This window comes from Pantoea sp. Taur, assembly GCF_009830025.1.
GTDB lineage: Bacteria > Pseudomonadota > Gammaproteobacteria > Enterobacterales > Enterobacteriaceae > Pantoea > Pantoea communis.
In genome coordinates this window covers 82,350-108,418 of record NZ_SZZZ01000002.1, presented here as the reverse complement: position 1 = coordinate 108,418, position 26,069 = coordinate 82,350, and the positions used below count along the sequence as shown (strand labels likewise).

Genomic DNA, 26,069 nt, shown 5'->3' with positions numbered 1-26,069 from the left:
TTAAACGATCAGCGTGAACGCAGTCTTGGGCCGCTTTGGGGCTGGCGGTCCTCGCGCCGCTAACGCGGTGCCTTCACGACATTCGTTTGCCTTAGCACGAAAAAAGCTGCCACTTCGAGAAGTGACAGCCTGGCTAAGCAGTAACCCTATCTGTCAGTCAATACGCTGTTTAGCGCGATCTGACATTCACTTACGCGCTAGCTAAATTTTTCCGCCCACCAGAGCCGCAATTTCAGTCCCCAACTGCTGCTCCAGCCGGTGGTGGTGCTCACCACTTTGCCCTGCTGCAATACGATAAAGGTCGGTGTCACGCTGATGTCCCAGCGTTGACTCACTGCACCGTTCTCATCGTTCACCGCCGGACCGCGCAGACCTTTCTTCTCCAGCCAGGTCGCGACACGCGGGTCATCACCCGATCGCAGCGCCACAGTCACCACCTGCGTACCGTTCTGGCTCAGTGCAGCCACCGTTGGCGTGGTAAGTTTGCACACCCCACACCAGGTGGCCCACACATACACCAGCACCGGCTTGTCCTGGCTTAATGTGGCCAGATTGACTTCGCCTTGCAGCGTCGTTAGCGGCTTTTGTGCCAGATCGGCTGGCAGCTGCGGCGCGCGCAGCCAATCCATGCCCCAAATTATCGCCGCGGCGATCAGCACCAGCACTGCTGCTTCACGCAGCCAGCGCTTGAGACGCATCATGGCTTCGCCTGCAACGCGCCCTTCACTGCCGCTTCCAGTTGCGCATAAGGCACCGCGCCGCTGATCAGCTCATTGCCCACCAGCGTAGCAGGTGTGCCCTGAACCCCTAACTGCTGCGCCAGCGTCAGATTCTCATTGATGGTGTCGAGGCTGGCTTTACTAGGTTCTTTCAGCTTGATACCGGTTTTATCCAGCGCCGCGGCAATGCTCGCTTCGTCGTGGTTGCCCTTTTTCGCCATCAACCGCTCGTGGAGTTTCAGGAAGTTTTTAGGTTGCTGTTCCCAAACCGTTAACGCCAGACGCGCGGATGTCAAAGAGGTTTCGGCACGATACGGCAGCGGTTTTAATACCACCGCCACCTGTGGATAGGTTTTCAGCAGCTTCTCAATATCCGCATCGAATTTCTTACAGAACACGCAGTTGTAGTCAGTGAAGTACACCAGCGTCAGCGCGGGTTTTTCAGCGCCGATGCGTGGTGAACCCGCATCGTTGAACAAGGCATCGTGGTTTTTCTTCACCATCTGCGCGACAACGCTCTGCTGCTGTTTCGCCGCTTCTTTATCAAAGGCATCCGCTGCTTCGGCCAGAATCGCCGGATTCTGCACCAGCGTTTCTCGAATCAGCTGTTTGATGCGTGCCTCTTGTTCAGGTGTAAAGGGTGCCGCCGCCAGCGCAGGCAGAGTCAGAAACATCAGGGACAGTAACAGGGATTTTTTCATCATTTTTTGGCCTCATAGAGAGTAGAAATCACCGCTTCACGACTCAGCAACGGTGACAAAATGTGGCCATGCGGCAGTGCCGGGCCATAAATTTGGTTAAAAGGGATGGCGACACGGTCGCGTTTACGCAGGAATTCACCGATCGCCGGATCGGGCTGGGTCCAGTCACCGCGCAGCAGCACCACATCGTCGGCTTTCAGCGCGGCGCGCACGTCAGGTTGATTCAGCACGCGGGATTTATTCACCTTGCAGGTAATGCACCAATCGGCGGTGACATCGACAAACACGCGCTTATCTTGCTCCAGCGCCTGATTGATTGCCGCTTCGGTCAGCGGCTGCCAGTAGAGCGTTTCCTCCTCTGGCTCAATGCGCGTCATGAGGAATACCGCCCCCACCAACGTCAGAGTGATAAATACCACACCGGCTTGTTGCAGCGCCCGACGCTGAATTAACCAGCCACAGAGCACCAGCAGCAATACGCCACCCAGTACCGTGGCAACGGTGCTACCCCAATGCGGGATCAACAGCGTGACCAGCCAGAAGGTGGCGAGCAGCATTAACAGACCAAGCAGAGTACGCAGATGAATCATCCAGCGCCCCGGACGCGGCAGACAGCGCGCCAAACCTGGCAATGCCGCCACCAACAGCCATGGCAAGCTCATACCGATACCGAGTGCCGCAAACAGCAGCCACAGCTGCGGCAGCGGTGCGGTAAGCGCATAGGCCACTGCGGTTCCGAGAAACGGCGCGCTGCATGGCGTCGCCAGTAACGTAGCAAAAGCCCCCTGACCAAAATGCCCCAGCAGCCCGCTACCGCCCTGCGTTGCCAGTCGAGTATTAAGGCCGGAAGGTAAACGGAAATGCAGCAAATCGAACAGACTGGCGGTGAACAGGAACATCACCAGTACCATCAATAGCAGGAAACCACTGCTCTGGAACTGGATGCCCCAGCCCAGCGCCTGCCCGCTTAGCCGCAGGCCGGTCATCAACGCCGCGAGCAGCAGGAACGAAAACAGGATCCCAGCGCTGGAGGCAAGAAACTGCTGCCTGGTCTGACGCCGCGATTGGCCTTGTTGCTGCACCAGACCGCTGAGTTTTATGGCCAGCACCGGCAGCACACATGGCATCAGGTTAAGGATCAATCCGCCCAACAGCGCCAGCAATATCACCGACCATAGGGTTTGTGATGTGCTGTCGGAGACAAGGGGCTGAGCGCCGATAATCACCGAACTTTGCTGGGCAATACCCGCGTCAACGACCACCAGCGACAAGGTTTTACCGCGCAAATCGGGTGCAGCTTCGCCCCACTCATCGGTGACCGCGACCCGAGCGCTGAGTATGTCGCCCTTCACCGTGATCTGCGGTGCAGCCAGCATGCTGCCTTGTGGATAGTCGAAGAACAGCTCAGGTTTAGTCCATCCACCCTGACGCTGAACGCGTATTTGGAGTTCGCCATTGACGTTGCTGACGTCCAGTTGATCGGTCAAACCGCTTTCAGCGGGGATCTGCCCCATCGCCTGGGCGTAATCGCGGGCAAAATCGGGGTCAGCCTGCTGGTCGAGATCCAGCGTGAAAGGGAAATCGGTCAGAATGCAGACATCGCTACAGGTCGACAGCGTGAGCGTGCCGGCGAGGTGTTTATCTGACACCTTCGCCAACGTTATCGGCAGCGTGATATCGCCTTTATAGCCTTGGGTGGTAAGTCCGCTCACGTCAAAACGAGCAGGTGCTGGCCAATACCACGTGGCATTGACATCAGGCGTTTGCCAGCGAATTTCAGGGGCCACGCCGCCTTCGCCCGGCGACCGCCAGTAGGTTTTCCAACCCTTTTCCAGGCGGATATCCAGCAATATTTGCGCATCGGCGCCATTGTTTGCGCTGCGTAAGCGCACTTCTGCATGGCTGTTTTGTGCATTACGCAGCCAGCCTGTGTCGGCAGCGTGCACAATACTCGTGCAGCTGACCAACAGGAGCAACAGGCTCCTGATAAAGAGATTCATTCATTTTTCTCCGGTGAATAACAAGGTTTACGCGATGGACAGCGTGGTGTTATTCCCGGAAGACACAGAAGGTCAGATGCCGCCGCTGTATCGGCGGAAAGAGGGGTTCGCGACGATAGCCGCTAACCGCATTGGACAGGCATAGCGTGGTAAGCAGAGCCACGACCATCAATAAAAACGGCATGACGCTGTCGATAATCGGGGCAGCCGCGTGCAGTGATTTTCCGCTGATGGAGCAGAGTTTTTCGCCACCGAACGTTTCATGATCGCTGAACGACGAGGCGCTGATCTGCGCCTGAGGGGCACTCGGCAGATTAAAGCTACGCTGGGCGAGACAGAACGCCAGCACCAGACAAAGCAGTGCCAGAATCCATTTTGCGCGTTGTGCTGATTTGGTCATGCCATCGCCCCAGAGTAAAGTGCGGGCATTTTATGCACATGCCGCAGAAACACCAAGCTTTGCTGTGTAAACTTTTGTCTTGGTGTTTTGCATGTCGATAGCGTAGCAACGCAATGATTTATGCTTTCTGGCAGTTTGATAGCTGTCAGAAGGCGCGATAAATCACGCCGCTACGGTTTTGTGCTTACCATCAAATGGTTAAACAATATCATCCACCACACCGCCATCAACGCGCAACGCCGCGCCGGAGGTAGCTGATGCCTGTTGTGAACAGACGTATACCACCATATTGGCAACTTCATCGACCGTTGCCGCGCGCTGAATCACCGAGCTCGGCCGCTGTGCCATCACAAACTCTTTTGCCAGCACCTCTAACGATTTTCCGGTACGTTTTACCTCGTCTTCCATCATCGCGGCAAAGCCATCGGAGATCGTAGGGCCAGGCAGCACACTGTTTACCGTCACGCCGCTCCCTGCCGCCACTTTCGCCAGCCCACGCGCCAGGGAGAGTTGCGCGGTTTTGGTCACACCGTAATGCACCATATCCGCGGGGATATTGCGCGCCGATTCAGAAGAGATAAACACCACACGCCCCCAACCGCGTTTCACCATCTCCGGCAACAAAGCGCGAGACAGACGTACGCCCGACATCACATTGGTCTGCCAGTACGCTTCCCAGGTTTCATCATCGGTGGCGTAAAAGTCCTGCGGACCATAAATCCCCGCATTGTTGACCAGAATATCGATGGGAGGTAACCCGTTAAGCAACTGCTTCACGCCCTGCGCGCTACCCAGATCGGCGATAAAAGTATGAATTTTGGCCCCCGCCACCAATCCATTCAGCTTCTCACGCGCGCGGCTTACCGAGGCTTCACTGCGACCGTTAAGCACCACTTCGGCCCCACTCTCAGCCAATCCCTGAGCGATGGCGAAGCCAATGCCGCCCGTTGAGGCAGTGACTAATGCGGTTTTACCGTGCAAATCAATTTTCATACAGATCTCCTTTATGGATGCGCAATATCATGCAGAACATCCATCAAGCCTGGTTGAGCGTATGAAATATGCCTTATCAAATCATGCGGTTATTATCACGATCCGGGATGACCATAAGCGCTTGCGGCCCGTTTTCTTCCCCGCCAAATCGTCCACAGCGCCACCGTCAGCAGTAATAAAAGTGCCGGGGCAAAACCGCTGACGCCGACGCTATGCAATAACGTACCCCCGAGGATTCCGCCGCCGGCAATCGCCAGATTCCAAACCGTGACCAACATCGATTGCGCAACATCCACCGCATTACCGGCATGCTCCACCATCGCGGTTTGGAACAGTGTGGCCGCTCCGCCAAACGCCAATCCCCACAACATGACCGCTAACCCGATTGCCATTGCCGAGGTGGAAAACAGTTGCAGCAGCAGCGCGGCAGCCATAAACAACAGAATGCTGATCAACAACATCGGCTGTAAGTAGCGGTCCACCCACCAGCCTGTGATAACAATGCTGATCAGCGAACTGATACCAAACATCAGCAATATCGCGTCAGCGCAGGGGGCCAGCCCGGCAGGTTGTAAAAATGGCACGATAAAGGTGTAGAGGATGTTGTGCGCCAGCACCACACAGAGCACCAGCATCAGCACTCTGGCCACACCGGGTAGTATTAACACCTGGCGCAAAGGCAAACGCTGCTGCGCCGGGTCTGCTGGCTGCTGTGGCGCAGTCAGCCGCAATATCAGCATCAGCAGCAGCGATAAACCACTCAGTGCGGCAAAACTCAGGCGCCAGCCAATTACGTTGCCCACCAGGGTTCCCAGCGGCACGCCAAACGCCAGCGCCAGGGGCGTGCCGGCCATCGCCATGGCGATGGCTTTGCCCTTCTGCTCAGGCGGTACCATGGCGGTGGCGTAACCCGCCAATAGCGCCCATAGCAGACCCGCTGCCATACCGGCCAGAATCCGAGCCACTAGCATCAATGAATAGTGGCTCACTAGCGCGGTTGCCGCGTTGGCGGCGGTGAATCCTGCCAGCGCGAAGAGCAGCAGACGACGTCGTGGTATGCCCCGCAACAAGGCCATCAGCGGTATGGCAGCCAGGAGGGAGCCTATCGCAAAAGTCGACACACTCTGGCCCGCAGCAGCCACTGATACCTGTAAATCTTGAGCCATGGGTACCAGTAATCCGGCGGGCAAGGCTTCGGTAACGATGGTGACAAACGCCGCCAGACTGAGCGTGAACAGAGGCACTAACGGTAAACGTGCACTCATTGGGCCCCCTGTAATGCCTGGTAAACAGCATCGCGCAGGTCATTAACAAATTGTCCGGACATGCCTTCATAAAGCGTGTTGGTAAAGGCCACCACACTCAGTGCCTGTTGTGGATCGACAAACCACGCATGACCGTAAGCGCCACCCCAGCGCCAGGTACCAATAGATTCAGGTGAGTCTGCCAGCAGCGGATCGCGCAATACCGAGAAGCCCAGTCCAAACCCGACCCCGGGCATATCCGGCAAGACGTGCTCGCTGACTTGATCCCGGGCCATCTCTGCAATCCACTCTGGCGCCAGTAGAGTACCGCCTCCGCTGCGCAGCAATTCCAGCAGCGTCATGAGATCACTGACCGTTCCAACCATGCCTGCGCCGCCGGACGGAAACGCCTGTGGATCGTATACACGAGCAGGGCTATACGGGATACCCACCGTCCCTTCAAACGGTGCAACCACCTCTCCTTCGCTCAGGATATGTGGACGCGGCGTGTCGCTGACATAAGCGGTTGCAACAGATTGATCGGCTGACAGTGAGAAGCCCGTCTGTTTCATCCCCAGTGGCCCGGTGACCAGAGAACGTATGGCTTCAGGCAATGGCTGCTGCTGGACCTGTTCAATGATCGCCCCCACAACATCCATCGCCAGTGAATAGCACCACGCTGTTCCCGGAGTGAACAACAAGGGAACCGTACTCAGTCTCTGAAGGTTCTCCTGCAGGGATAATGGGGTCGCATCCATACCATCCGAGACACCCGCCCGCGCATAGGGTCCATCGGGTGTGGCTTCAAGGAAGCGATAGCTAAGACCGGCGCTGTGACTTAGCAGTTGACGCAACGTGATCAGCGCCCGGCTGCCGTCAGGCTGCAGCGGTTTAAACGTTGGCAGCCAGCGCGTGATATCGCTATCCAGTGACAGCCTTCCCGCTGCGACCAGCATCATCGCCGCAGTACTGACTATTGGCTTGCTGACGGAGGCGAGGCGAAAACGCTCGCCCACGCTCATCAGTCGTTGGCTTTCGCGATCGGCATAGCCAGCTGCCTGATGGAACAGGGTTTCGCCATCGCGCTTCACCATGACTTCTATCCCCACCAGACGCTGTTCATCCAGTGCCGTTTGCATCACCTGCTTAAGGATCTTTTGCATCGTTCTCGCTCCTGAGTCATAAGTCCGATTAAGGTAGCCACTTCCCGATTACGGAAAAAGTAGGGTACATTTCAAGACTCACCGGACATTTTTGTCCTGAATAAGGGGTCAAGATGGACAGCCTTAATGGATTTATGGTGTTCGTTCAGGTGGCGGAAACACGCAGTTTTGTGGCGGCGGGACGACATCTGGGGATTACGGCGTCGGCGGTCGGGAAAAGTATCGCCCGTCTGGAGGACCGGTTGGGTGTAAGGCTGTTTCATCGCAGTACGCGTAGCATCACCCTCACCGCTGAAGGCACGCTGTTTTTGGAGCGTAGCAGGCGTATTCTTGCCGAGATAGAAGCAGCCGAAAGCGAATTATCGCAGGCCGCACAGCGTCCGACCGGGCGATTAAAACTCAGTCTGCCAATTGTTAGCTCACTGATTTTGCCGGCGCTGGGTGATTTTATGGCGGCCTATCCTGATATTCAGCTGGATCTCGATTTTAGCGATCGCCTGGTGGATGTGATTGCCGAAGGCTATGACGCGGTCATGCGTGGCGGCCCGCCGACGGATTCTCGTCTTTCGGCGCGCAAGTTGGGTTATGCCTACTCGCTTGCCGTCGCGTCACCCGATTACCTGGCGCGTCACGGCACGCCGCAGATGCCGGAAGATTTGCAACATCATGCCTGCCTGCATTATCGCTTCAACACCACCGGCAAGCTGGAACGTTGGGTACTCCGCGGTTATGAAGATGAACATGAGCTGGCTTTGCCCTGCAGCATGGTGTGCAACAACATCGAGACGCGCGTCTGTTTTGCGAAGCGAGGTTTAGGGATTGCTATGCTGCCTGATTTCTCAGTGCGGGAAGCCCTCGCGCAAGGCACACTGGTCGAAATCCTTAGCGATTACGCCTGTCACCGCAATGTGTTTCATCTGCTGTGGCCCGCCAGTAAACATCCTTCACCCAAAGTCCGCGCGTTAATTGATTTTCTCAGCACGCGCGTCTTTTCGCCGGGTTAACGGTTGTATTTGCTTGCACTTCCCTGCACACGATCCTTTTAACACGTTCCATACTGAGAACTTGATGCCTGAAGGAGTTATCGTGATGACGACTATTGCTATCGCCGCACCGGGCGCTATGGGCGCGGCCATCGGGGCTGTGCTTGCCCAGCACGGGGCGCAGGTGATTACCCCGCTAAGCCAACGCTCCGCCCAATCTCAACAGCGTGCACAACAAGCCAATATTGCCAACTGCAGCGCAGAGGCGATTTGCGAGGCCGATATTATCCTTTCAATCCTGCCGCCCGAATCGGCACTCAGCTGGGCGCAGCAGATGGCCCCGCTTCTGCAAGCTGCCGCACATAAACCGCTGTATGTAGATTGCAACGCCATCAGTCCGGAGACGCTAAAGCAGGTGGCTCAGTTGATCGAAAGCACCGGCACACCCTTTGCTGATGCAGCGATTATTGGCTTGCCGCCGGGCGAGCAAAATCCCACCGGACCACGCTTATGGTTTGCAGGACCCCATGCCGGAAAACTGGCGCAGTTAAGTGATTATGGATTGCGGATACGGGTGATGAACGCTGAAAACGGCGCCGCTTCAGCATTGAAGATGGCGTACGCCGGTATCAACAAAGGCATTACCCTGCTGACCTCGGCGATGCTGATTAATGCCAGCCGCGTGGGTGCCGCCGAAGCGTTACGTGAAGAGATGCAGGAGAGCCAGCAGGCCCTGCTGAAACGAATGGAAAAAGCCGCCCCGGATATGCTGCCAAAAGCCTGGCGCTGGGCGGCTGAGATGGATGAGATTGCCACGCTCAATCAGGGCGAATTGGCCACCGATCAACTCTATCGGGCTTTAGGGGAAATCTGCCGCCAGCTGGCTGACGATCGCCAACACGATCAACAGTTCAGCGCCATACTGGCGGACTTCTTTCAACCGGATGCGGATAAAGCTGGCTGAGCACTCACTTGCAGCCGCAGAAGTCTTGAGTAATTAAGCCAGCCATCGAAATGTATTAAAACTATGGGCCGCCAGTAAACGTCCCTCGCCTATTGAAAGGGTACAGAACGACTTGCTCAGCTCGGTATATTCATACCATCAAAAACAAAGAAAATGTTATCCAGAAAATTCCTCTAACATTAAATTAGCGTCATAAATACATTCAATTCGTTCATTAAAATTAATATTTCTAGCCACCTGTCTTTTACCAGATTTATTTCTATTTGTTTTCCTAAAATGAGATTCACATCTCACCACTGAAAAATGCCTGTCAAAATCACTTAAAGATCGTTCCCTTCATGGACAGAATAAGTATATTCACTCATGTGGATTGTTACCGTTAAGGCGGGCAAAACCCGAAATGAGAACGCTCTGTTAAATCAGCGCAATATCATTTCGGGTTTTTTATTTTTAAAATCAATAAGATCATTTTGCATTTACTAGAGATGAAGGAAAGGAAATGGTATGAATATGAAAGTACCAGGGTGTTGCTTTTTATCTTTGATTTTTGTAATTTTCACTTCCACATCGGAAGCCGCCATTAATTTTAAAGAATCGACCTTAGTCAAGGATAGTTCTCTAACATTAGGCATCCATAACAACCTAAAATATGTCAGCGAGGGTGAGACGGGTAAACGAATTGTACATGAAGCATGGGGGCAAGGTTTTTCACTCGACTATAAATCAGGTTACTTAAATGACCTCATTGGGATTGATGGTTCGTACTATGGGGTCATTAAATTAGCTGCGTCGGATAATTTTTCGTCAAGAGGCATCCTCTACAATGATAAAGGTGAGGCGCGTGGTTTCAATAAGTTTGGACAGTTTTATGGCAAAGTAAAATTTTCCGACTCCAACATTGATAGCAATCTCTACGCCGGCTGGAAGCTTATGAAACTCGGTGTGCTGACCACATCAATGCGAGCTGCGCCCAATACCTATCAAGGCGTAAGTGGTGACTTAAGCTGGAACGCTTACCGGATGCGTGTGGCTTATGTCGACAAATCCTCTAATCGTGATTCACCTGACAAAGTGCATTTCACCACCAATGAAGGTAAAGAAATAACGTCGATTTACACCGGTGACCTGCAGTTTAAATCAGATGAATTGTCGTTATTGTATCTTTATGGTGAAAGTCAGAATTATCTAATGCGTAATGGATTAGAGCTTACTCTGACACAGGATGAGAAATTATCCTATGGCGTGCAGATGTACACCACAAATGCGCTCAACCGTTACAGGAGCATGAGTACCAATAAAAAAGACTTTGACTCTACTGCCAACCATTATGCCATCGACATGACATGGAAACACGGCAGTTGGACGGTGAAGCCGGCTTTGGCGTATACACAGGCACATAAGACTGATGGAATAGGACAATTCCCTCGACATATGACCAAAAACTCGAGAGGTACGTTTAATTCAATGGCGTATGCGGGATTGGACTATATGCGCGATAAGGAGAAAGTTTTCTCATTCGACCTCGGATATCAATTAACTCCAGACTTCCTTGTGGGGATAAACACCCATTATGGATGGTTAAGCCACAAGGGAGAAAAAGTAAGTGAGGGTGAGTTTAATATTTACACATTGTGGAAACCGTCTTCACCGGCACTTAAAAACCTGTCCATTTCTACTTTAGTTGGGCCGGGCCGCACCTTTCAACATACTGGCACCACACCCATTACAAATAGTAACGGCGTTATAAAGAAAAGTAGCCTCATGGCATATGAATTCCGCATTGATTATAAATTTAATATTTTCTGACGCACTCACTGATAAGGAATTAATGATGAAAAAGCAGGCTATGGTATTACTGGCATTAACAACAGCGTTATTTGTTTCACCCTTAAAGGCTGAACAGGCAACTAAGAGTAGTCCCCTCCCCAATCTCAGCCAGACAAAAGAAGTGACCTTCTATGTCACGCGTCATGGCAAGACCATGTTTAACACCGCACATCGCATGCAGGGTTGGTCTGATACACCCCTCACTGCCGAGGGCGTGAAGGTTGCCATTCAGTTGGGTAAAGGGATCAAAGATGTGCCATTTGCTGCAGTCTATTCCAGCGATTCTGGACGCGCCCGTGAAACGGCCAAATTAGTGTTAGCTGCAGCAGGGCAAGTAAAACCGGTCATCGAAACCTCGTTGCTGCGCGAAACCTGTTTTGGACCTTATGAAGGCACACTTGAGTCAGTCACGTGGGGGCCAGTAGCGAAAAGTCTGGGATACGAAGGCTTTAAACCCATGTTACAGGGATTGGCTAAAAATGAGATCAATCTTGACCAAATGATGGACACCCTGGCAGCCACTGATTCCGGTGGTCAAACAGAAACCGCCGCTCAGGTACGCACCCGAATGAAGTCAGAACTGAGCGCAATTGCCGAAAAAGTCAGTGCTAGTGGAGGTGGCAACGTGTTAGTGGTTTCTCACGGAATGGCAATCCTGACAATGTTGAAAGGATGGGCACCTGACGAGCAACTCCGTCAACAACTTGATAATGCAAGCGTCACTAAAATCACCTATCTCAACGGGAAATTCAGCGTCAGTAAGGTAGGAGATATGCGCTATGTTGAAAAAGGTAAACAATAACAAAGAGAATTAACAGTCATTGCTACCAAAACGGCAATGACTGCTCACCAAGAGAAATATGCCGCCAGCTTGCTGAAGATCGTTAGTTCAGCACTTTGCTGGCGGACTTCTTTCAACCGGATACGGATAAAGCGGGCTGAGCACTCACCGGCAGCCGCAGCTGACGCTGCAACCAGGCACACGCGGCCGCTTCATCCGGGTCGGCCGCATCAAGTTGCAGCACCGGTCCGAGCGCCATCGGCTGCGCCGTTTCCGCCAGCTTTCGCAGTTCCGGCAGGTACTCGGCACCTGGATGGCCTGGCATGCGATCGGTCAATCGTGACTGATAGCGCGCGACCGCTTCGTCCGGTGTGATGGAAAGCCACAGCTCCAGCACCCGGGTGATGCCTGCCTGCTGCAATCCTTGCTGCAGCACTTCTTTGGGCTGGAAACCAAACCAGGCGTCAATCAGGTAAACGCAGCAGTTGGGAGCCTGTCCGACCACCTTCCAGATCGCCTGATAGGCCGCGCACCCCAACTGCCGGTTACGCAGTCGGTCCACCGGCGCGAAACTGGCCATAAACGGTTCTTTCAGGCTGTCCAGCGTCAGCACTGGAAAACCAAACTGCTCCGCCATGGCGCGTGTCAGGGTGCTTTTCCCCGACGCGGGGATGCCGTTGACCAGCACCACCACCTTTTCTGCAGTGTGAGAAGTCATAGGATTTCTATCACCTCCGCCACACTGCTGGCCTGGCGTAACCGCACCAGCGTCTCTTCATCTTCCAGTAACGAGACAATTGCGCGAATGCCCTCTTCGATGTGCGCATTGCTGTCGCGCGCGCCGAACATGATCACGATATCGGCTTTGTCACTCCCTTCAAAAGAGATCGGCTCATCCAGCACAATCATGCTGAAGCAATCTTTCAGCACGCCGGTCTCTGGACGCGCATGCGGAATGGCTATCCCTTCCTCAAACACATAATAAGCGCCGTGCGTCAGGGTATTGGCTATCACCGCCTCCGGATAGGAATCCTTCACATATCCACCGCTTACCAACGGTTGTGCGGCCAGCGCGATCACTTCGCGCCAGTCCGTGGCGCTGATTCCCACCTGAATCGCATTCGCTTCTTGCAGCAGTCGCTTAATACTCATACTGCCTCCTTAAATTGATTTGCGGATGGTATTACGCAGTTCATCAATTTTAACGAACAGCGGATCAATTTCCTGACGAAAACGACGGCTTTTCGCAAAGATATTTAATGCACGATTATATTCCAGCATTAATTGTTTCTGCGTATCAACTGCCTGTGGATTAACAGCGAGCTGTTGTTCCAGCTCGCTAATTTTTCCACTGATGGTTTCTGCCTGAAGATCTATTTCTTGTGAATCCTGGCTCTTATTTTCTGAGCCCTTTTTCAAGAATCCAAACATAGCGTCTCCTGCCCCGAATGGCGCCAGGGCACCTCAGGTTTATTACGTCATGAGTGAGTCGTACTTAACGGAACAGTGAAATCTTTTCTACCAGCACATTGGTGACGGCATCATTAGCGGGTACCAGGAAGTTACGCACGCTGTCATTCACTTTACCTTTTTCAAACGTCTGCTTGCAGTTTGCCACCCACTGCACATTCATTTCCGTGCCGACGTTCACTTTTTCGATACCGCTGCGCACGGCGAGGCGCATGTCTTCATCACTCACGCCCGTACCGCCGTGCAACACCAACGGGGTTTTAGTCGCTTCAGTAATATCGGCCAGACGCTGATGCTGAATATGCGCTTTACCGGTATACAGTCCATGTACAGTACCGATGGAGATGGCCAGCATATCAACGCCTGTTTCATCCACGAAACGCTTAGCATCATCTACGGTGGTAAAGGAAGCATCGTTCATTTCCACTTCTTTACCGTCTTCCGAACCCCCGATGGCACCCAGCTCAGCTTCAACCGAAACCTGTAATGGGCGCGCCATATCAATCACGCGGCGGGTATTGGCAATATTCTCTTCAATCGGCAAATGCGAGCCGTCGTACATAATAGAGCTGAATCCGGCGTCCAGTGCCGTTTGAATCGCATCGAGATCTGAACAGTGATCCAAATGCAGGCACGTCGGTACATTACGGCTTTCAGATAATGAGCGAATCGCATCGACTAATAATTTGTGTCCGAGATATTTCGCCGTGCCGGTTGAGATCTGAATCATTAATGGACTATTGGTTTTCTCTGCTGCTTTAAAAAAGGCCGGTAACATTTCCAGGCAGTGCAAATTAAAGGAACCGAGCGCTTTAAATTCACGTTGTTTAGCCACCTGTAACAGATCGGTAAAGTTATAAAGTTTCATGAAGCTTTTCCTCGTGGGATTTAGGGGATTTTCCGTTAACAAACCAGGCGATCAGAGTGATAAAGACAATAAAGAGTGCGACGAACAACCAGTTGCCCTGGAACGCATGACCCAATACCAGTCCGGTACTGATGACGTCAGAGTCACTGAAGGTCACACCGGTGAAGCCGTAGCTTTCGAGCATCGGTACCAGAATGGCCGGCAGGAAGGTGATAAACAGACCGTGTACAAAGCCGCCAATCATCGCCCCGCGACGTCCACCCAGCGCGTTACCAAACACGCCAGCGGTGCCACCGGCAAAGAAGTTGGTGAGCAGGCCAGGCAGAATCATCGCCAGACCGAACATAGGGAACACCAGCATACCGACCACGGAACCTAGCGTTGTTGCCAGGAAGCCGACGATCACGGCATTTGGTGCGTAAGGGAACATCACCGGGCAATCGAGTGCCGGTTTGGCATCCGGCACCAGGCGCATAGCGATACCACGGAAGGCTGGCACCAGTTCGTTCAGCAGTAAACGCACACCGCTGTACAATACGAATACACCCGCAACAAACTGAATCGATTGCATGAAGGCATACATCAGGTAGTTCATGCCATTGCTGTACTGACCGATAAATTCTGGGCCTGCTGCCACTGCCGGGATCAGGTACATCGGTACCATCACCACTGCCATCGACAGATAGGTGTCCTGCAGGAACTTGAAGTTGTCTGGCAGCTTGAGATCTTCCGTTGAGCGCGAGCCTTTACCGACCACCTTCGCCACTGCCGCCGTCAACAAGTAGCCAATGGTGCAGAAGTGTCCAAGTGCCACATCATCGGAATCCGTGATTCGGCGCACCACCGGCTGAGCCAGCGCTGGCATCACGACCGCCATAATGCCGCCGAAGATGCCGCCCGTCAGGATCAGCGGTAAACCTGTCAACCCGGCTTTGTAGCCAATCACCGCGCCGATGGTTGCCATCCACAGCAGCGCCTGGCCGGTGAGGAAGATGTATTTGAACGGCGTCAGACGCGCGATGATGATGTTGACGATAAAGATCACCAACAATGTCAGCGCCACTTCTGATCCCAACTCGCGGCTGGCTAATCCGGCAATGGCGGCCACATCGGTGATATAGCCCTTCATGCCAAAACCGTGGGTGAAGATGGTATTCAGGAAGGTCAGCGTACCGACAATAATGTTGATACCCGCCATCATAATTAAGAAGCCCAGCAGCGTTTTAAAGGTGCCTTCCACCACCTTACCTGCGGATTTTTTCTGCAGTAGCAGACCAATCAGGGCAATAAAGGCGATCAGAATCGATGCCTGCCCTAATAAGTCTTTTACCAGGAAGTTGATCACACTATTCATGGTTAGCAACCTTCAGATTACGTTCTTTCATAAACGCCACGATTTTTTCTTCAATTTCTGCCTTGTCGGTCAGCTTATTGAGAATAATCACCCGTTTGATTTGCTCGGGGCTGGCATCGGCATTCAGGACATCCGCAAAGGCTTTTTGGGTTAGAATCATGTCGGATTTAAAAGCATTGGCTTCTGAAATCGTGGTGTGATCAATATCCGCTTCAATTTCGAGTTTCTTTAATACGGATTTGGCACTCATTTCGATAGCGAAACTGGAACCCAGACCACATCCACAGACACATAATATTTTCAGCATGGCGTTTTCCTCACAGAATATGCAGTTGTTTAGCGAGTTTGTAATGATGCCCTTCGGTATCAACCAGGCGTTTTTTCATGCTTATAAGATCAATCGGTATCGGTCGATTACTGCCATTAATAATCACCGCTTTGTTGCGCATCCCCGACTGAATACAGCGCGCAACTTCACTGGCCATAATGGTGCCTTGATAAATCTCTTCACAGGTCGGGTCACCACTACGCAAGCCGTAACCAATAATAGTTTTACGAATTCGTACCCCTATTAGCGGCTCAATCTGTTTAATTAAGGTATCAATCGCGCCCTGAAAGCCCGGCGAGTATTCGCGGGTGTAGCCTTCAGAGCAGAGGATTACCACACTGTTTTGTGCAGCAAGTCGTTGCGTGATGCGCTCTGCCAACTCTTGTGTTGGGATTTGGCACTCCGGAATCAGCGCAAAATCAGCATTGGATTTGATCGCTGACTGCAGCGTCAATTCACCACAATAACCGCCGAGCAACTCCACCATGAATACGCGACCGGTTAATGCACGGCCGGTATTTCTTAACTTCGAAACTTCTTTTAATACTTGCTCACAAGCGGTAGAGAAACCAATGGTGTAGTCACTGCCAAAAACATCATTATCAATGGTCATGCCTACACCAAAGCAATTCACGCCGAATTCACTTAATGTATGTAAAAACTGTAATGAGCCATCCCCCCCGGCCATAATTAATACATCAATGCGTAGCGATTTGAGTTGTTTGGAGATCATCTCATACTCAGGGCGAATTAATTTTCGCGTGGTTCGTCCTGATTGCATCACGGGAATGGAAGTGATGGCATAGTCCACCAGATCGCGCTGTGACATTTCCTGATGGCGATTTTCTAATAAACCGGGAATGCCGCCATTAAATAACACCATATCCGCCTGCGTCATACGTGATATCTGAAACACAAAGTTATTTATTCCGGTAACATCGCCACCGCTTATCACTATGCCAATTCTCATTGTCATCACTCCGTATGCTGCGCGTCTGACATTCATTCTTCCGGTGAACGACTTTTCTATTTGCAACAGAGATCACATTTTTGCCATGTATTTCATTCCCTCTGACGTTGACAAGTATTAATAGTCACTGTTTTTTGTGATGATTATCACATTACAACTTTCACCCATTATTTAACAAAACCAATAAAATCATCCGGTTATATTTATTTCATGGTGTGAAACGCATTTAGCCTGCCATGACTTTTTGCCTGAGTTTCTTTCTATCTGAATTGTGATTGCCCGCGCATTTTTATCGGTACGCCGACTTTTCCCCACGAAAGATAAAGGGATAATGATTCAGTGCGTTATTTGTTGATCAGTGCCGATGAATGATTGACGTCACGTTTATCTGGCTGTCCAATATCGCAGCAAATAAATGACGAAGAAGAGAAAACATGACCAACTCGCAGGAGATGTTGCGTCAGCTCGCTGGCATAGTGGGCGACAAACAGGTATTGATCCATGCTGATGATAAAGCCTGGTACACCAAAGGATTTCGTGTCGGTCGCGGTGAGGCACTGGCAGTGATATTGCCGCAAAACTTGCTACAACTTTGGCAAAGTCTACAGATATGCGTGGCACAGGACGCTATTATCCTGATGCAAGCCTCGAATACCGGCGTGACCGGCGGGTCAACGCCGGATGGCAATGATTATGACCGCGAGGTGGTAATCATCAGCACCCGCCAGCTCAAGGGCGTACAGGTGATCGATCAGGCGCGACAGGTCATCGCCTTCCCCGGTACTACCCTGACCGAACTGGAGCACACGCTGCAACCGCTGGGACGGGAACCGCACTCGGTGATTGGTTCCAGCTGCATTGGCGCTTCTGTCGTGGGCGGTATCTGCAACAACTCGGGCGGTTCACTGATTCGCCGCGGCCCCGCCTTTACGGAGAAATCACTGTTTGCCCGTATTCATGATGATGGGCGCTTAGAAATGGTCAATCATCTGGGTATCGATTTGGGTGAAACGCCGGAAGCAATGCTGAAGAGTCTGACTGAGCAACAGTATCAGACTGGCGACCAGGCAGACTGGGACGGCAAAATCTGGGCCGATGATTACGCCGATCGCCTGCGTGATGTCAACGCTGACTCCCCTGCGCGTTTTAATGGTGACCTGCGTTATCTGCACGACAGTTCTGGCAGCGCGGGTAAAGTGGTGGTGTTTGCCGTGCGATTACCTACATTCGAAGCCAGCGCGGGTAGCGATACCTTCTACATTGGCACAAACGATGAACGCGAATTGGTGGCACTGCGTCGTTTTCTCCTCACCGAGATGAGCGAACTGCCGCTGCAGGCAGAATACATTCATCGCAACGCCTTCGACTTAACCGTGCGGTACGCCAAGCATATGTATCTGGCGATCCGCAAACTCGGCCCGCAGGCTATTCCTAAAATGATGGGCAATAAAGCGAAGTGGGACGTGCGTGTCAGCCATCTGCCTTTCCTGCCGCGTAATTTTGTTGATCGGGCGCTGCAATGCTTTAACCAGCTCACGCCGAGCTTTATTGCCCCGCGCATTATGGCTTATCGCGATGAATATCAACATCATCTGATGATTAAAGTCGATGCCCAGCAGACCCCTGAATTGCAGACGTTATTGCAGCAGTTCTTTGCCGGGCACAGCGGCGGCTTTTTCCAATGTGATGCCCGGGAAGGCGCAGATGCCTTCCTGGTGCGTTTTGGTGTGGGCGGTTGCACCATCTCTTATTGTGATGCACTGGGTTACAACCCGAATGAAAGGCTGGTGGCCTTCGACGTGGCGCTACGCCGTAATGATGAGGACTGGCGTTTAACCTTACCCGATCACTTAGCAGCACAGGTGCAGGTTGATTCCTGCTGCGGACACTTTTTCTGTTATGTGAATCATCAGGATTATGTGTTGAAAGAAGGGGTCGATGCGACGGCGTTTAAGGAGGCGGTGAAAGTCTATCTGGCTGAGCGTGGTGCAAAGTATCCGGCTGAGCATAATGTGGGGCATCTCTATCAGGCATCGTGCGAGCATGTGGATCACTGGAAGCAGTTGGATCCGACTAATAGCTGCAACCCTGGCGTGGGTAAAACCAGTAAGAAGAAGTATTGGGGTTAAGGTTACAGGGTAAAAAGACTTTAGCTGTAGCGGCTTGAGTTATCACGCATCCTGATGCTGTTTGGTGGACAGGATGCGTGATTTTGCGACGTTAATATGCAGTGTGAATTACTTCGCGTACGCTTCGGTAGACAGGGTTAGCGTCACATCATCGCTTACCGCTGGCACATATTTATCCAGTTTGAAGTCCGAACGTTTGATCACGCCTGTAGCATCAAAACCAATCGCCTGCTTCTTCACCATCGGGTGCATGCCCTGTTGATTCAACGTCGCGTGCAGCGTGACCGGCTTAGTGATGCCTTTCAACGTCAGATTACCTTCCACATCAAACTTATTGTCACCCTTCGCCACCACTTTGGTGCTGTGGAACACAGCTGAAGGATATTTAGCCGTATTGAAATATTCCGTACCGAGGAACTCTTTGGTCAGCGCGGGCACATGCGTATCAATCTGTGAAACCGGCAACGTAACGTCGACGCGCGACTGCTCTGGATGATCCTTATCAAACACCAGCGTACCTTTGCTGTTGGGGATGTCAGCCGTTGGATGGGAAAAACCGAAGTGCGTCCAGGTCACAATAACCGAGGTATGCGCGGGGTCGAGGTCATAATGCATCGCCGCAGCCTGAGAAACAGGTGCATACAAAGCAGCGGCTGCCAACATTGGCAGGATTAAACGGGTAACGTTTTTCACTCAGCGTTCCTTTTAGATCGGGAGAATCTATTGAGTGTCTCCAAATCGGAGGCTGAGGAATAGTGAAGAGATTTGCCCGTGACCTTCAAATATATTCAAAAATATCAGTGGGTAATGGTTTACACAGGTGAAAGTATTTTGCATTGAAAGTGTTTGGTTGCATCCATAGCCTATTGGCTATAATATATTCTATAGCAAAAAAGCTATAGGATGGCGATATGTAGGAAATACTGACAACGGATGTGTTTGACGAGTGGTTCTTCGCGCAACATGAAACCTTACGTGAGGACGTGTTGGCCATCATGGGAATTTTAGCGGAAATGGGGCCACAGCTTGGACGGCCTTATGTTGATACCCTTAAGGGATGCAAATTTTCGCATCTTAAAGAGTTACGAATTCAGCACGATGGAAAGCCGATTCGAGCATTTTTCGCCTTTGACCCTGTACGCCGCGCGATCGTGTTATGTGCCGGAGATAAATCCGGCGTGAATCAAAAACAATTTTACCGGAAAATGATTAGCATGGCTGAGGCAGAATACCGCCGGCATTTAGTGCAGATGGAGGGATAATATGTCTACATACAAAGAGTTACTGGAAAAACAATCCGCAGAAAGCCAATTGCGCATCACAAAAAAGGTTGAAAAGCTGCGTCAGGAAATTGCTTTAAGCCAACTGCGTGAAGAGCTGAACCTGTCACAAACAGAGCTTGCCCGCACGATTGGTATCTCTCAACCAACGCTCGCTAAGATTGAAAATCCCGGCAATGATCCGCGCCTATCAACATTAAAGCGTTACGTGGCTGCATTGGGCGGAGAGATAAGTATTGATGTGACTTTGCCTAACGGTAAGCACATCGCTTTTCAACTCTGATTAACGAGTATTCGCCAGCGGCGGCGTTCGCGCATTAAGCGAGTATGAAGTTGCTGAATAAGGGGCAACGTCAGGGATGCAACCGCATCACGTGTGAGGTTCGGCAATCCTTGCTGTTGTCGTAACCCCTGCAGTGCGGCTTCCGCGTTATCGCTGCTATCGCACTGCTCGCGCAGTGTGGCTTGCAAGGCCACTAAAGTTTGCGGCGAGATGGCGTCTAGATCTGTCACGATCTCACGTAAAAAGCGTTTGCAGTGTCCAAGTAACGTTTGCCATGGAATCTGTGGCGACTGGAGTGCCAGCATTAGCCCATCGACATCCGCCACGCGCTGGTAGCGTGCCGACACCACATAGCCAATTTGCTGATCGACCCGTAATCGCTGGAAAAAGCGCGGTTCCAGCAACAACGACAGCGCGCGTAATGCGGCTAATTGCCTGTCATCAGCTAGCGGCAGCGGAATAAACAGCAGCAGCGCCTGATCGCCTCCGGTACAAGGGACCGGCTTAATGCCCCGCTGCAAGCGCGGCGGCTGTGCACCGCTTACTAAATCAGGCGTGAAGTCGCTGAGCAGATGCGATACTCGCTGATGCAATGACGTGTGCTTACCGCACCATGCTGCCAGCCATCGAGTGTCACCGGCCGGGGCAATCAATTGAGCGGGCAAGGCGGCAAGAAGCTGCCGAATCACAATCGTTTGGACATGCGGCTGCGGTTTTGGCTGGGGCGTCAGGTTCAGTGCCTCAAGTGCATGATGCACAGCCAGCAAAGCGTGTGACTCACAGACAGGCAGATTCAGCACCAACTGCCAGACCCCCTGCTTCTGCTGCCAACTGCCACTTCCTCCAGCATGCCGCAACGCCGCCAGCACTGGACGCAGCCGGGTTTGCCGGGCCTGCGCTTCGGCATCACTCATCGTGTGATAAAAAGCGGGTCGCAACAGCAAGGTTTCAACCTGTTGCCGGGGCGCAAAACGCGGCAGCGGCATCGCTATCGGTGATAACGGTGGCAATACGGCCGGTTGCGCAGTGGGATAGAAAAAGAGTGCAGGCGTTGAGAATGTGCTCGGACTTTGCGGCAGCCCTTTTTTGCGCAAGAGCGTGAAACCTTGCGTCTGGACGAATTCTGGCGAATCCAGTTGCTGCTGTGTGAGCAAGCGTGAGCAAGGCACCTGCGCCAATGCGGCGATAAAAGCACTGAAACCCTGCGGCACATAATCGGCAGGCGCAAATCCCAGCGCCCGGCCACGCAACTGCTCCAGTGGCGATAAGCAGACAAAATCGTGCCGCGCCAGCTGCGCATAATGCTGCTGTTGCTCCGAAGAGCAAAGTTTGATGGCGTCTAAATGCTGCCAGAAGCAGTGTTCAATGTGATGAGCCTGCTCCGCACTGATTTTAGGCCCGCTGAAGCGCAGTGCTAGCCAACCGTGCTGCGCATCCTGCCACAGCCATTGTCCCTGCAGCGTATCGCATAATTCAGCCTCTCTGAGCGCGCTCAGCAGGCTGCCCGGTGCCTCATCTTGCCAGAACACGCTGAGCAAGGTGACATTGTCACGTAAAGTACGTTCTTCACCGGATAACATCAACGTCAGCCAGAAGCTTTCATCACCTGCCAGCTGCAACATCACGTCGCCTGGAGGCTGTGTGAGTGTGAGTGTGAGATTTGAAGGTAAGATTTTTGCCGAGCTGATCGAAGAAAAATGCAGCGCCAGTTCTGCCAGCTCTTCTAACGATTGCGGTCCCTGCAACCACAACTCCATGGCATTCGCGTGATAAAAGCGCTGATGGAAGTCGCGCAACGCGATCTGCAATGAAGTGACATTGTCACCAAAAACCTGCTGATTGCCGACGCGAAAACGTTGAAATGCCCCGCCCAACCTCTCCACCAGCGCCGTTTCACAAAGCGTGTCGGCATGCTGTTGCAGAAGTTGACATTCCGCATCAATCACCGCCACTTCCTGCTCAATAGCCTGCTGGCTTAACAGTGGTGCGGCGATCATATCGCTCAACCGCTGCACACCCTCAGACAGGTTGGCCGCGGGAAGCTGGAAAAAAAAGGCGCTGTGGCTAAGTTGCGTGGTGGCGTTGACCTGCCCGCCGCGTTGTTGCACCCACGGCATCAGGCGCTCAACGTCTTTAAAACGCTCGCTGCCGCAGAACAACAGGTGCTCCAGCAAGTGCGCCAGCCCCGGCCAGCGGTCGGATTCATCCAGACTGCCAGCCTGCACGCGAATCAGGGCTGCAGCGTCGCGCGCATCGGCCTGATGATGCAGGTGGCAACGCAGGCCATTGGCTAACACCAGCTGGCGAGAGGTCATCAGGTGACTCGCTGCTTGAAGATCAGTTCAGAGTTGGAACGATTGCGGAACTGAAGCTGGGCGATTTTGATGTCGCTGCAGGTAGCTTCGCGGCGCGCTTCCAGGATCTTGCCGTGATGCGGTGACTTACTGCATACCGGATCGGTGTTATCCGCATTCCCGGTCAGCATATAAGCCTGGCAACGGCAACCACCGAAGTCCTTCTCTTTCTCATCGCAGGAGCGGCACGGCTCCGGCATCCAGTCATAGCCGCGATAACGGTTAAAACCAAACGAGTTATACCAGATGTCTTCCAGACTATGCTCCAGCACTGACGGGAACTCAACCGGCAGCTGACGCGCGCTGTGGCAAGGTAACGCCGTACCTTCCGGTGTCACACTGAGGAAAATCGAACCCCAACCGCCCATACAAGGCTTTGGTCGCTCTTCGTAATAATCCGGCGTGACGAACAGCAGATTCGTGAGGTTGCCGGTTTCGCTCATACGCTCACGGTACTCCGCCACTACCGATTCGGCATGGGCAATCTGTTCCCTCGTCGGCAATAAGCCCTGGCGGTTAAGATGCGCCCAACCATAGAATTGGCAGGTCGCCAGTTCCACGTCGTCCGCTTCCAGCTCAATGCACAGGTCGATGATTTTATCGATCTGGTCGATATTATGGCGATGCAGCACGAAGTTCAGCACCATCGGATAGCCGTGCGCTTTAACCGCTTTCGCCATCTCCAGCTTCTGCTGGAAAGCTTTTTTCGAACCGGCCAGCGCGGCATTGAGGGTTTCATCACTCGCCTGGAAGCTAATCTGAATATGATCCAGACCCGCATCCGCGAAAGCGTCGAGTTTTTTCGCCGTCAGACCGATACCGGAAGTAATCAGGTTGGTATAGAAACCGAGATCGCGCGCTGCCTTGATCAACTCGGGCAGGTCTTTACGCGTCAGCGGTTCGCCGCCCGAGAAGCCCATCTGCACACTGCCCATGGCGCGCGCCTGACGGAACACCTCGATCCACTGCTCGGTGGTCAGCTCTTTCTCCTGTTGCGAGAAGTCGAGCGGATTCGAGCAGTATGGGCACTGCAGCGGGCAGCGATAAGTCAGCTCAGCCAGCAGCCACAGCGGCGGCGTGGCGGTTTTATTCAGGTTCACGACACTGGATCCATTTCTGTTCTACGGCGGATTGCAGGAATTCCTTCACGTCATCATCCACGCCGCCCGCTTCCGGGAAACGGTTGTTGAGAATGGCGATGATGGCGGCCACATCCTGTTTGCCGGTGACCAGTTCAAGGATCGCCGTCGCGGTTTCATTCAGCTTCGCCATGCCTTCGGGATACAGCACCACATGGCTATCCTGCGCCGCTTCCCACTGCATGCGATAGCCACGACGGAAGGCCGGAATCAGATTATCTTTCATCATGTTATACCAGTCTTGTGCTGTGCCAGGACACCTGATCGGTGACCGTGTGATAAGGCGGGCGTTGCAAAGAATACGCCATGGTCATGGCATCCAGCAGCGTCCAGAGAATATCGAGTTTGAACTGCAGAATTTCCAGCATGCGATTCTGCTGCTCAGCAGTGGTGAACACTTCCAGCGCCAGCGCCAACCCGTGCTCCACATCGCGGTTTGCCTGGCTCAGGCGGCTGCGGAAATAGAAGTAACCCTCTTCTTTGATCCACGGATAGTGCTGCGGCCAGCTGTCGAGGCGCGACTGGTGGATTTGCGGTGCAAACAGCTCAGTTAATGAGCTACAAGCCGCTTCCTGCCAGTTGGCGCGACGGGCGAAGTTAACGTAGGCATCCACAGCAAAACGCACGCCCGGCAGCACCAGTTTTTCGGACAGCAGGACTTCACGATCCAATCCCACCGCTTCACCGAGTTGCAGCCAGGCTTCAATACCGCCTTCCTGACCGTTGCTACCGTCATGATCGAGGATGCGCTGCACCCACTTACGGCGGGTTGCGGGATCCGGACAGTTCGCCATAATCGCCGCGTCTTTCAGGGGAATATTGGTCTGGTAATAGAAGCGGTTCGCGACCCAGCCCTGAATCTGTTCACGCGTCGCTTCACCATTATGCATCGCGATATGGTATGGATGATGAATGTGGTAAAACGCGCCTTTGGCACGCAGTGCTTGCTCAAACTCTTGAGGCGATAAGGCTTCGGTGATGATCACGATGCGCTCTCCTGCAGATGAATCGCCATCCCGTCCCAGCTCACTTCAATGCCCTGCTGCGTCAGATACTGACGCTGCGGCGACTGCTCGTTGAGGATCGGATTGGTGTTATTAATATGAATTAAGATTTTGCGTTTTGCCGGCAATGCAGCCAGCAGCGCCATCAGGCCATGCTCTTCCGCGAGGGCCAGATGCCCCATCGCTTTGCCGGTGTTTTTACCGACGCCAGTGGCGAGCAACTCATCGTCTTGCCAGACGGTGCCGTCAATTAACAGGCAATCGGCTTTCTCCAGCCACGGCATGATCACCGCATCGGGCTCGCCCAGACCTGGCGCATACAGCAGTGTCTGGCCATTGGCGGTGTTCTCCATAAATAGAGCGACGTTGTGGCCCGGTAACGGGCGGTCGCGATACGGTGAGTATGGCGGCGCGTTGCTGAGAATCGGGATGGCGGTGAACTGCAGGTTATGGCAGACATCGACGCGGAACGGTTCGAGTGGCGTAAGACCATGATGCTGCAGCCCGCCATTCCAGTGCTGCAACATGGTGAAAATCGGGAAACCGCTAGTGAGATCGGCATGCACCTCGGGCGTACACCACACCTGATGCGGGCAGCCTTCGCGCAGACTGAGCAAGCCGGTGGTGTGATCGATCTGACTGTCGGTGAGAATGATGCTGCCAATCGCCGTGCCGCGCAGCACCCCTTTTTTATTCAGTTCGGGTGTGTGGGCGATCTGCTGGCTGATATCTGGCGATGCGTTACACAGCACCCAATCTTCACCGTTGTCACTGACAATGATCGAGGATTGCGTCCGCGCCTGAGCCTGAATCGTACCGTTGCGCAGGCCGCTGCAATTGGCGCAGTTACAGTTCCACTGCGGAAAGCCGCCGCCTGCCGCTGAACCGAGCACTTTAATAAACATGAGAGATGACCAGAATGAAAAATAAAATGCCCGCACGAATGGCGGGCAGAAAGTCTTAGCGATTGGAGATGTACAGAGTCACTTCCAGGCCCAGACGCAGGTCAACAAATTCAGGTTTTTTCCACATAACTTTCTTCCTCAAAACAAATAACGCAGAGCAGGCTCTGCTGGAAATGCTTGCACCAGTAAACGAATTTTCTGGCAGCAAGG

At 52.9% G+C, this 26,069-nt stretch carries 28 protein-coding genes; 7 read left to right on the top strand and 21 right to left on the bottom strand.

Translation table 11 applies throughout. The features are described 5' to 3' along the window. Positions 1 to 197: 197 nt before the first annotated feature. The 7 genes from FD744_RS02930 to FD744_RS02900 all read right to left on the bottom strand — a co-directional run bounded on the left by FD744_RS02930 (position 198) and on the right by FD744_RS02900 (position 7,220). On the bottom strand, positions 198 to 701 hold the full coding sequence (locus tag FD744_RS02930; RefSeq protein ID WP_058959969.1) for a protein disulfide oxidoreductase: 504 nt from the start codon (positions 699 to 701) through the stop codon (positions 198 to 200). Continuing rightward, positions 698 to 1,420 carry a DsbA family protein gene (locus tag FD744_RS02925; RefSeq protein WP_045814387.1) on the bottom strand — a complete coding sequence of 241 codons (723 nt, stop codon included), beginning with the start codon at positions 1,418 to 1,420 and terminating at the stop codon, positions 698 to 700. The genes FD744_RS02930 and FD744_RS02925 overlap by 4 nt, the downstream gene beginning before the upstream one ends. After that, entirely contained in the window at positions 1,420 to 3,420 is a 2,001-nt protein-coding gene (locus FD744_RS02920; protein WP_160867249.1) for a protein-disulfide reductase DsbD, read from the bottom strand. Before FD744_RS02920 ends, FD744_RS02925 begins: the two co-directional genes overlap by 1 nt. A 49-nt stretch (positions 3,421 to 3,469) precedes the next feature. Beyond that, complete coding sequence (locus FD744_RS02915) at positions 3,470 to 3,820, bottom strand: hypothetical protein (RefSeq protein ID WP_160867248.1); 351 nt, start codon at positions 3,818 to 3,820, stop codon at positions 3,470 to 3,472. 198 nt (positions 3,821 to 4,018) lie between these two features. Next, the gene (locus tag FD744_RS02910) at positions 4,019 to 4,813 is read right to left on the bottom strand and encodes an SDR family NAD(P)-dependent oxidoreductase (protein ID WP_034827267.1); all 795 of its coding nucleotides are present in this window, start codon (positions 4,811 to 4,813) and stop codon (positions 4,019 to 4,021) included. Between the two features lie 95 nt (positions 4,814 to 4,908). Continuing rightward, on the bottom strand, positions 4,909 to 6,078 hold the full coding sequence (locus FD744_RS02905; RefSeq protein ID WP_160867247.1) for an MFS transporter: 1,170 nt from the start codon (positions 6,076 to 6,078) through the stop codon (positions 4,909 to 4,911). Beyond that, positions 6,075 to 7,220 (bottom strand): serine hydrolase, encoded by a 1,146-nt coding sequence (locus FD744_RS02900; protein WP_160867246.1) that lies wholly within the window; start codon positions 7,218 to 7,220, stop codon positions 6,075 to 6,077. Before FD744_RS02900 ends, FD744_RS02905 begins: the two co-directional genes overlap by 4 nt. 113 nt (positions 7,221 to 7,333) lie before the next feature. Between FD744_RS02900 and FD744_RS02895 the strand changes: the two genes are divergently transcribed. The 4 genes from FD744_RS02895 (at position 7,334) to FD744_RS02880 (ending at position 11,796) form a co-directional block, all read left to right on the top strand. Further along, complete coding sequence (locus tag FD744_RS02895) at positions 7,334 to 8,224, top strand: LysR family transcriptional regulator (RefSeq protein ID WP_160867245.1); 891 nt, start codon at positions 7,334 to 7,336, stop codon at positions 8,222 to 8,224. Positions 8,225 to 8,309: 85 nt separating this feature from the next. Next, the gene (locus FD744_RS02890) at positions 8,310 to 9,167 is read left to right on the top strand and encodes an NAD(P)-dependent oxidoreductase (protein ID WP_160867451.1); all 858 of its coding nucleotides are present in this window, start codon (positions 8,310 to 8,312) and stop codon (positions 9,165 to 9,167) included. Between the two features lie 504 nt (positions 9,168 to 9,671). Further along, complete coding sequence (locus FD744_RS02885; RefSeq protein ID WP_052127497.1) at positions 9,672 to 10,973, top strand: OprD family outer membrane porin; 1,302 nt, start codon at positions 9,672 to 9,674, stop codon at positions 10,971 to 10,973. Between the two features lie 25 nt (positions 10,974 to 10,998). Next, positions 10,999 to 11,796 carry a histidine phosphatase family protein gene (locus FD744_RS02880; protein WP_052127498.1) on the top strand — a complete coding sequence of 266 codons (798 nt, stop codon included), beginning with the start codon at positions 10,999 to 11,001 and terminating at the stop codon, positions 11,794 to 11,796. Between the two features lie 112 nt (positions 11,797 to 11,908). Here the strand turns inward: FD744_RS02880 and FD744_RS02875 are convergent, their stop codons facing one another. From FD744_RS02875 to FD744_RS02845, 7 genes are all read right to left on the bottom strand, one after another. Beyond that, a complete protein-coding gene (locus FD744_RS02875) occupies positions 11,909 to 12,493 on the bottom strand; it encodes an ATP-binding protein (protein ID WP_160867244.1) in 585 nt (194 codons plus the stop codon). After that, on the bottom strand, positions 12,490 to 12,927 hold the full coding sequence (locus FD744_RS02870) for a PTS sugar transporter subunit IIA (RefSeq protein ID WP_038647128.1): 438 nt from the start codon (positions 12,925 to 12,927) through the stop codon (positions 12,490 to 12,492). The genes FD744_RS02875 and FD744_RS02870 overlap by 4 nt, the downstream gene beginning before the upstream one ends. 9 nt (positions 12,928 to 12,936) lie before the next feature. Next, positions 12,937 to 13,206: a hypothetical protein gene (locus tag FD744_RS02865; protein WP_034827286.1), complete on the bottom strand. Its 270-nt coding sequence runs from the start codon at positions 13,204 to 13,206 to the stop codon at positions 12,937 to 12,939. A 64-nt stretch (positions 13,207 to 13,270) separates the two neighbouring features. Further along, positions 13,271 to 14,113 carry a class II fructose-bisphosphate aldolase gene (locus FD744_RS02860; RefSeq protein ID WP_034827288.1) on the bottom strand — a complete coding sequence of 281 codons (843 nt, stop codon included), beginning with the start codon at positions 14,111 to 14,113 and terminating at the stop codon, positions 13,271 to 13,273. Next, positions 14,100 to 15,467, bottom strand: coding sequence for a PTS sugar transporter subunit IIC (locus FD744_RS02855; protein WP_034827290.1), 1,368 nt, complete (start codon positions 15,465 to 15,467; stop codon positions 14,100 to 14,102). Before FD744_RS02855 ends, FD744_RS02860 begins: the two co-directional genes overlap by 14 nt. Next, on the bottom strand, positions 15,460 to 15,774 hold the full coding sequence (locus FD744_RS02850) for a PTS sugar transporter subunit IIB (protein ID WP_034827292.1): 315 nt from the start codon (positions 15,772 to 15,774) through the stop codon (positions 15,460 to 15,462). Before FD744_RS02850 ends, FD744_RS02855 begins: the two co-directional genes overlap by 8 nt. Positions 15,775 to 15,784: 10 nt before the next feature. Next, positions 15,785 to 16,765: a 6-phosphofructokinase gene (locus FD744_RS02845; protein ID WP_160867243.1), complete on the bottom strand. Its 981-nt coding sequence runs from the start codon at positions 16,763 to 16,765 to the stop codon at positions 15,785 to 15,787. Positions 16,766 to 17,199: 434 nt separating this feature from the next. On the opposite strand from FD744_RS02845, the gene dld reads away from it, so the two are divergent. After that, positions 17,200 to 18,894 (top strand): D-lactate dehydrogenase, encoded by a 1,695-nt coding sequence (dld, locus tag FD744_RS02840; RefSeq protein ID WP_160867242.1) that lies wholly within the window; start codon positions 17,200 to 17,202, stop codon positions 18,892 to 18,894. Between the two features lie 108 nt (positions 18,895 to 19,002). Here dld and FD744_RS02835 read toward each other — a convergent pair whose 3' ends face one another. Further along, on the bottom strand, positions 19,003 to 19,557 hold the full coding sequence (locus FD744_RS02835) for a YceI family protein (protein ID WP_202403396.1): 555 nt from the start codon (positions 19,555 to 19,557) through the stop codon (positions 19,003 to 19,005). A 272-nt stretch (positions 19,558 to 19,829) separates the two neighbouring features. On the opposite strand from FD744_RS02835, the gene FD744_RS02830 reads away from it, so the two are divergent. Then, the gene (locus tag FD744_RS02830; RefSeq protein WP_373424351.1) at positions 19,830 to 20,156 is read left to right on the top strand and encodes a type II toxin-antitoxin system RelE/ParE family toxin; all 327 of its coding nucleotides are present in this window, start codon (positions 19,830 to 19,832) and stop codon (positions 20,154 to 20,156) included. Between the two features lies 1 nt (position 20,157). Then, positions 20,158 to 20,457: a helix-turn-helix domain-containing protein gene (locus FD744_RS02825; RefSeq protein ID WP_160867241.1), complete on the top strand. Its 300-nt coding sequence runs from the start codon at positions 20,158 to 20,160 to the stop codon at positions 20,455 to 20,457. Here FD744_RS02825 and pqqF read toward each other — a convergent pair. Genes pqqF through pqqA form a run of 6 tightly spaced genes read right to left on the bottom strand, consistent with a single transcriptional unit; the run spans position 20,448 to position 25,986 of the window. Continuing rightward, positions 20,448 to 22,772: a pyrroloquinoline quinone biosynthesis protein PqqF gene (pqqF, locus tag FD744_RS02820; protein ID WP_160867240.1), complete on the bottom strand. Its 2,325-nt coding sequence runs from the start codon at positions 22,770 to 22,772 to the stop codon at positions 20,448 to 20,450. The genes FD744_RS02825 and pqqF overlap by 10 nt on opposite strands. Next, positions 22,772 to 23,911, bottom strand: coding sequence for a pyrroloquinoline quinone biosynthesis protein PqqE (pqqE, locus tag FD744_RS02815; protein WP_160867239.1), 1,140 nt, complete (start codon positions 23,909 to 23,911; stop codon positions 22,772 to 22,774). Before pqqE ends, pqqF begins: the two co-directional genes overlap by 1 nt. Continuing rightward, a complete protein-coding gene (gene pqqD / locus FD744_RS02810; RefSeq protein ID WP_160867450.1) occupies positions 23,898 to 24,176 on the bottom strand; it encodes a pyrroloquinoline quinone biosynthesis peptide chaperone PqqD in 279 nt (92 codons plus the stop codon). The genes pqqE and pqqD overlap by 14 nt, the downstream gene beginning before the upstream one ends. Before the next feature lie 4 nt (positions 24,177 to 24,180). Beyond that, positions 24,181 to 24,936 (bottom strand): pyrroloquinoline-quinone synthase PqqC, encoded by a 756-nt coding sequence (pqqC, locus tag FD744_RS02805; protein ID WP_038647148.1) that lies wholly within the window; start codon positions 24,934 to 24,936, stop codon positions 24,181 to 24,183. Continuing rightward, positions 24,933 to 25,859 carry a pyrroloquinoline quinone biosynthesis protein PqqB gene (gene pqqB, locus FD744_RS02800; protein ID WP_160867238.1) on the bottom strand — a complete coding sequence of 309 codons (927 nt, stop codon included), beginning with the start codon at positions 25,857 to 25,859 and terminating at the stop codon, positions 24,933 to 24,935. The genes pqqC and pqqB overlap by 4 nt, the downstream gene beginning before the upstream one ends. A 55-nt stretch (positions 25,860 to 25,914) precedes the next feature. Next, entirely contained in the window at positions 25,915 to 25,986 is a 72-nt protein-coding gene (gene pqqA, locus FD744_RS02795; RefSeq protein ID WP_010617686.1) for a pyrroloquinoline quinone precursor peptide PqqA, read from the bottom strand. Positions 25,987 to 26,069 lie beyond the last annotated feature (83 nt).